Source organism: Candidatus Vampirococcus lugosii (assembly GCF_018420025.1).
Taxonomy (GTDB): domain Bacteria; phylum Patescibacteriota; class Gracilibacteria; order Absconditabacterales; family Absconditicoccaceae; genus Vampirococcus; species Vampirococcus lugosii.
On sequence record NZ_JAEDAM010000049.1, the window covers coordinates 1 to 6,851 of the forward strand.

General features: G+C 23.7%; 8 protein-coding genes and 1 tRNA gene. All 9 read left to right on the forward strand.

Annotated elements, in window-relative coordinates:
* Positions 1 to 245 (forward strand): hypothetical protein (locus tag VAMP_RS03740; RefSeq protein ID WP_439099514.1); only part of this gene is annotated, 245 nt, incomplete at its 5' end.
* A gap of 24 nt (positions 246 to 269) precedes the next feature.
* Positions 270 to 1,043, forward strand: coding sequence for a type I methionyl aminopeptidase (gene map, locus VAMP_RS03745; protein ID WP_213349462.1), 774 nt, complete (start codon positions 270 to 272; stop codon positions 1,041 to 1,043).
* Between the two features lie 274 nt (positions 1,044 to 1,317).
* Complete coding sequence (locus tag VAMP_RS03750; protein ID WP_213349464.1) at positions 1,318 to 1,623, forward strand: co-chaperone GroES; 306 nt, start codon at positions 1,318 to 1,320, stop codon at positions 1,621 to 1,623.
* 30 nt (positions 1,624 to 1,653) lie between these two features.
* Complete coding sequence (locus VAMP_RS03755) at positions 1,654 to 1,818, forward strand: hypothetical protein (protein ID WP_213349467.1); 165 nt, start codon at positions 1,654 to 1,656, stop codon at positions 1,816 to 1,818.
* A gap of 32 nt (positions 1,819 to 1,850) precedes the next feature.
* Positions 1,851 to 3,515: a chaperonin GroEL gene (gene groL / locus VAMP_RS03760; protein ID WP_213349471.1), complete on the forward strand. Its 1,665-nt coding sequence runs from the start codon at positions 1,851 to 1,853 to the stop codon at positions 3,513 to 3,515.
* Positions 3,516 to 3,698: 183 nt separating this feature from the next.
* Positions 3,699 to 4,016, forward strand: coding sequence for a hypothetical protein (locus VAMP_RS03765; protein WP_213349473.1), 318 nt, complete (start codon positions 3,699 to 3,701; stop codon positions 4,014 to 4,016).
* 35 nt (positions 4,017 to 4,051) lie between these two features.
* Positions 4,052 to 4,123 (forward strand) — tRNA-Arg (locus VAMP_RS03770).
* Between the two features lie 200 nt (positions 4,124 to 4,323).
* Positions 4,324 to 5,709, forward strand: a complete 1,386-nt coding sequence (locus VAMP_RS03775; RefSeq protein ID WP_213349475.1) for a hypothetical protein — start codon at positions 4,324 to 4,326, stop codon at positions 5,707 to 5,709.
* Positions 5,710 to 5,734: 25 nt separating this feature from the next.
* A complete protein-coding gene (gene lgt, locus VAMP_RS03780; protein WP_213349478.1) occupies positions 5,735 to 6,583 on the forward strand; it encodes a prolipoprotein diacylglyceryl transferase in 849 nt (282 codons plus the stop codon).
* Positions 6,584 to 6,851: the final 268 nt, after the last annotated feature.

The window sequence follows — 6,851 nt, forward strand, 5'->3', positions numbered from 1 at the left end:
TAAAAAATATGAGTGAAGAAATTAAATTCCAAGATTTAACTATTGAAGCAAATGTTACTGAATCTACAACAAAAATATTAGAAGATGTTTATAGTATATATAAAGAAAATTATTCTGATGTTTGAGATAAAGAGCTTTGGGGATATCTTATAGAAGATATGTTGGAGGCATATTTGGAAAGTTCTGACGAATATAGTGATATGGATGATTCTGATGATACTGATGATTTGGAAGATGATGAATAGATTGTTTATATTATAATTTTTTTTATGTGAAGAGCTATTATTAAGACTGAAAATCAAATTAAGGTTATAAGAGATAGTGGTAAATATTTAAATGAACTTTTGTATTTAATATATCAAAATTGTAAACCTTGAGTTTCTCTTTTGGAACTTGAGGATTTGGCACAGTCTTTTATTGAGAAAAATAATTTAAAAGGTGCATTTAAATGATATATGTGATTTCCTGCAAATTTATGTTTGTCTGTAAATGATTGTGTTGTGCATTGAATTCCAAATAATTATATCTTAAAAGATTGAGATTTATTGAAAGTAGATTCTTGAGTTATTTACAAAAAATGATTTTCTGATTCTGCTTTTTCTATAATTATAGGTTGAGATGATAAAGATGTAGCATGAGCTGAATTAATTAAAATAACAAAAAAAGCATTGGATGTTTCTATAAATTTTTTGTTATCTGATTCTTATAGTTTTGATTATTCAAAATCTGTTCAAGATATAGTTGAAAATGCATGATTTTGTGTTATTAGGGATTTAACTGGTCATTGAGTTTGAACTAAAGTTCATGAAGCACCTCATATTTTTAATTGGACACATCCTGATACTAAAAAAATTAAAATTAAAAAAAATATGGTTTTGGCTTTGGAACCGATAACTAGTTTTAACTCCAAACATGTAATAAATAAAAAATGAAATTCTTGGAATTTGTATACAAGTAAATGAGATAAATGAGCTCAATGGGAGTATATGATATTGGTTAAAGATGATAATATTGAAGTTTTATCATGATTACAATTAGTTTAATAATTTGTTTTATTATTTGACCTTTTTTTTTTATTTATAAAAAATAAATCCTTGATCTATTCAAGGATTTTTTGAAATATATAAAAATATTTACTACAAATTTATAATCTTGTTTTCTTGATCTATTCAAAATTAAAATCACTTTTTTACAAAAAAAATTACATTTTCTCTTGAAATTTTATTTTTTTTTTGTATTATAATAGCACCTTCAAGATTGAGGTGCTTTAAATTGTTATTTAAAGTTTTAATTTTATATATTTAATATAATAAAAATATGAGTAAATTATATCCTATAGAAGATAATGTTGTTGTAAAAGCTTGTAAGGAGGAAACTAAAACAAAATCTTGAATTGTTCTTCCAGAGTCCAATAAAGAAAAACCATGAAAGTGAGAAGTTGTTGCTGTTGGTGAAGGTAAAATATTAGATGATTGATCTAGATCAAAAATGGATGTTAATGTTTGAGATATTGTATATTTTACTAAATATAGTCCTGATGAAATTGAAGTTGAAAGTGAATGAGAAAAAGTAAAATATTTAGTTCTAAAACATTCTAGTATTTTGGCAAAAGATAAAAAATAATAATTTAAAATTTATTAAAAAAGTTATATTATGGAAGGAAAAAATATGTCCGTAGAACAATTTTTGGGTTATAGTTTTGGTTATATAAAATGAATTATTAATAATGAAAAAATGTCAGATAATGAAAAATTAAATGAAATAAAAAAATACATAGATGATAATTCAAAAAAAATATTATGAGAAAATCTAAAATAATTTAAATATTTATATCTATAAATTAAAAAATAATGTCAAAAATAATAAAATATCATGATGAATGAAGAAAACAAGTATATAATGGTATACAAAAAGTTGCACAAGCAGTTATGGTAACAATGTGACCAAAAGGTAAAAATGTTATTTTGGAAAAATCATATTGAGCTCCAACAGTTACTAATGATTGAGTTACTGTAGCAAAAGAAATTGAATTAGAAGATAAATTTGAAAATATTTGAGCTGAATTTGTAAAAGAAGCAGCTAATAAAACTAATGATGCAGCTGGTGATGGTACTACAAGTACTGTTGTTTTGTTGGATGGAATAGTTAAAGAATGATTGAGATATATAGATTCTTGAGTAAATCCTTTTGCACTTGGTAGAGGTTTACAAAAAGCAAGTGAAAAATCTATACAAGAATTGAAAGAACAATCCAAACCTATTGATACTAAAGAACAAATTAAACAAGTAGCAACAATATCGGCTCAAGATGAACAAGTTGGTGAATTAATAGCTGAAGTTATGGAAGAAGTTGGTAATGATTGAGTTGTTACAGTAGAAGAATGAAAATCAATCGGTCTAGAAAAGGAAGTAGTAAAAGGTATGCAATTTGATCAAGGTTATTTAAGTCCATATTTTATTACTGATTCTTCTAGGATGGAAGCTATATCTGAAAAATCATCAATTATAATTACTGATAAAAAAATATCTTCTATTAAAGAAATCTTGCCTTTGTTGGAACAAATTACTAATTCTGGTAAAAAAGATATAGTTTTGATAGCTGAAGATATAGAATGAGAAGCTTTGGCAACATTAGTATTAAATAAAATAAGATGAATTTTGAATGTATTAGCTATTAAAGCTCCATGATTTGGTGATAGAAAAAAAGAAATGCTTAAAGATATAGCAACTATTACTTGATGACAAGTAATAAGTGAAGAAATATGAATGAATATAGAAAATGTTGGTATGGAAGTAGTTGGTAGTGCTGATAAAATTGTTTCAAATAAAGATAATACTGTAATAATTGGTGGTAAATGACAAGAAGAAAATATTAATTCAAGAGTTCAAGAAATAAGAGTACAAATAGAAAATACTAATTCTGATTATGATAAAGAAAAATTACAAGAAAGATTGGCTAGATTAGTATGATGAGTTGCAGTAATTAGAGTATGAGCAGCTACAGAAACAGAAATGAAAAATAAGAAATTTAAAATAGAAGATGCTATGAATGCAACTAGAGCAGCAGTTCAAGAATGAATTGTGGCTGGTTGAGGTACAGCACTTTTGAATATTTCAAAATCTTTAGAAAACTTTAATTTGGAAGATAAAGATGAACAAGTTGGTGTAGAAATTATAAAAAAAGCTATTCAATATCCAGCTATACAAATAGTAAATAATGCATGATATAAAGCGGATTTAGTTATAGAAAAAGTTAAAGAATGAAATGATATTAATTATGGTTTCAATTCAAAAACTTGAGAATATGTTGATATGTTGGATGCATGAGTAATTGATCCAGTAAAAGTAGTAAGAGAATCTTTACAAAATGCTACTAGTGCGGCTAGTTTACTTTTGACTACTGATGCAGTAATTGCAGACTCACCAAGTAAAGATGATAATAAATTATCTGATGATATGTGAGGAATGGGTTGAATGTGAGGAATGTGAGGAATGTGAATGCCTGGTATGATGTAAATCATATTTGTTGTTAAATAAAAAATCTACATTATTTAGTGTAGATTTTTTTAAATTAATAAAAAATAGATTTTTAAGAAAAATTATAATAATATTTTATATTATAAAAAAAATATTTTCTCTTGAAAATGAATTATATAACATTATATATAATATATATTTTTATATATAAAATTTAGTGTAATGGCTAGTAGAACTAATAAAATGTGAATATTGAAACAAAAAAAACAAGCTGAAAAACAAAAAAAACTTATTTGAGAAAGTTCAAAAAATAATTTGGAATGACAAAAAAGAGAATATACAAATCCTAAAGGAAATTCTTATTTGTGGTTTTTTCGTGTATGAAAACTGATATGTGATATTACTTCTTGAAGGGAAGATCCAGATTGATATAGAGCAGTAAGACAGCCAAATTCTTGAGAAGTTAGTTTTATTTATAAATGATTTGATTCATGGTGATATAGAAAATATGTAAAAAAAAATAGAAAAATTAATAGATAAATATTTTTTTATGATATATTTTCTGTAATTTATATAAGGGGATAGTGTAATTGGGAACACAGAGGTCTTCGGCACCTCAGTTGTCGGTTCAAGTCCGGCTCTCCTTGTTTTTTTAAAACTTCTATTTGTAGATTAACATTTTTAATAAATTCTTGATTATATACAGTATTTGTTAGAATATAAAAATATTTTTTGTGATACATAAATTTAATATAATTTTTTTGGATTAAAATAAATATTATATTGAAAATTATAATCTAATATGTATAAAGTATTCAATTTTTTAAAAATATATAATTTAGATTCAATGAATAGTAAAACATATGTAAAAAATAATTTAAAAAAATATTTTATTTATTTTGTATTGAGTTCCTTTTTTTTGCTAATTTGATTTTCATTGTATTTGTCGTATTCAAATAAATTATTGGAATCGTTTTTATTTGCAAAAGAATTTGATCCTTGATTTATTAGTAATACTGTATTTGATTATCCAAATAATTTGATGAGAGCTTGAAACTTATATAAAAATAGATTGGAAAGTGTATATATTACGAGTGATAAAAAATTATCTGATAAAGTTTCAAATTATATTTGAAATATAGAAACATTACAATGAAATTTTGAAAAAGCTAGAGATTCTTTCCAAATTAAAAATTGGGAATATTATTTCAATACTGCTAATACATATTTATTTGAATGATATAGAACTTATTTGGACTGAGATTTATTTGAATCTTTTGAATTATTGTCAGAATCAATTAAAGCTTATAATAAATCGGCAAAAGTTCTTTGAGATCCAGAAGATGAATATGCTTGAGATATTATTAATAATAGGGTAATTGCTTACAGTATTAGACTTTTGATATCTGCTCAAATATGTGCTGATATATTTTCTGATATTATTGATAATTTTGAGAAATTAATAGATAATATAGTGGATTTAATAGATAAAATCTATAATCAAATGGTTCAAATGCAATCTTGGCAAAAAGAACTTGAGGATGAATTTTTGGTTGATTGTTTGGATTCGTTGATTGAGTCAAATAAAGAATCTTATTTAAATCTTGTAAAAATAAATGAATCTGTTATTGAATATAAATATTCAGCTCTTGATATGCTTGAAGATTATATTCAACAAGATCCTTATAGTTGTGCTATTGAATCTGATAATATAAAAAATAAATTTTTGTCAGCTTACAATTCTATGAATACTGCCTTGCAAGGATTTTATATGTCCTATAATGTATTGGATATGATAATAAAAGAAAAGGATGAAAAAACACTTAGATATTTGTGTGAAAATGCTGATAAATTTTCTGAAAATATTGATGATGCAAATGAAGAAATGAAAGATTGAATGCAATGATTGGATGAATTATTTAATCCTGATAAATGATATAGACAAGATCCAAATAGACAACATCAAGATCCAAATTTTGATGAAGATTGAGAAGATTTATTCAATGAACAAGATGAAGAAAGGCCTAGAGCAACTGATAAAGATCCAAACTATGATATTCTTGAAGATTGAATGCAAGAAAAAATGAAAAAAGAAATGAGAGAACAATCTTGAGATCGGATACAAGAAATGTATGAAAAAAGATCTAGACCTAAATATACACCCAAAGATTATATACATGAATTATTTAATGATTTTTATGGTAAACCAGAGGATTTTGGGGATAATTGGTAAAATTTATTAATAAATTAATTTATAAATGGTAGCTTTAGAAATTTTTGGAATATCTATTTATTGGTATTGAATTTTTTATCTTTTATCTTTTGTTTTATCTTATTTATTCCTTTATTCTTTAGCAAGGTCAAACTTGCTTGATAATTATTGAAAAGTAAAAAATCTTTTAAAAAATAATTTGGATGATATTGCTTTTTACATTATTTTATGAGTTTTGCTTGGATGAAGATTAGGTTATGTAATATTTTATAATCAGAGTATTATTTTCAATAATATATGGGAAATATTTTTTATATGGCAAGGTTGAATGGCTTTTGTAGGTGGAGTAATATGAGTTTTTTTATCTATGTTATATATTAAATCAAAATATAAATTATCATATAAAGATTTTTATTTTCTTATAGATTTGATAGTTATTGTGGTGCCATTGTGAATATTTTTTGGAAGAATTGGAAATTTTTTAAATCAAGAATTATTTGGGAAAACTATAGATGAGATTTGAAGTTCTATTTTGTATCAAAATCAAGAATTATTGGAAGCAATAAACTTAATTTATATATATGAAACAGTAGATCAAGAAAAAAGACTTAATACTAATTTTTTGGAAAGTTTTTGAGAATGATTATTATTATTTTTGATATTCATAGTTATATTTTGGAAAAAACTAATATCTTGAAAATATAAAGTATGATTAATATCATGATTATTTTTGTTATTATATTGAATAATTAGATTTATTATAGAATTTGGTAGAGATACTACACAGGTAAATTATATTTTGTGATTTACAAGTAGTCAATATTTTATGATAATCTTTATTATTTTATGATTTATGATATTATTTGGATTTGATAAAATGGAGAAAAAATTTTAATTTATTTTAATTTATGAGATTATGACGAGGGAATGTAGAATTATACATTCTTTTTTTGTTTAACAGTTTTTTAGTACAAAAAATAGATAAAAAAACTTGACTTTTTGGATTAAATTGTTTACAATTATATTAGACTGTATTATTGAATACAGTAAATTACTTTTATTTATATACTAATACAAAAATAAAATGAAAAACATTAAGTCAAATAGATTGAAACTAACTGTTCGTCATCAACCCCCTCTGTTGCCAAAGATGGTGATTGAGT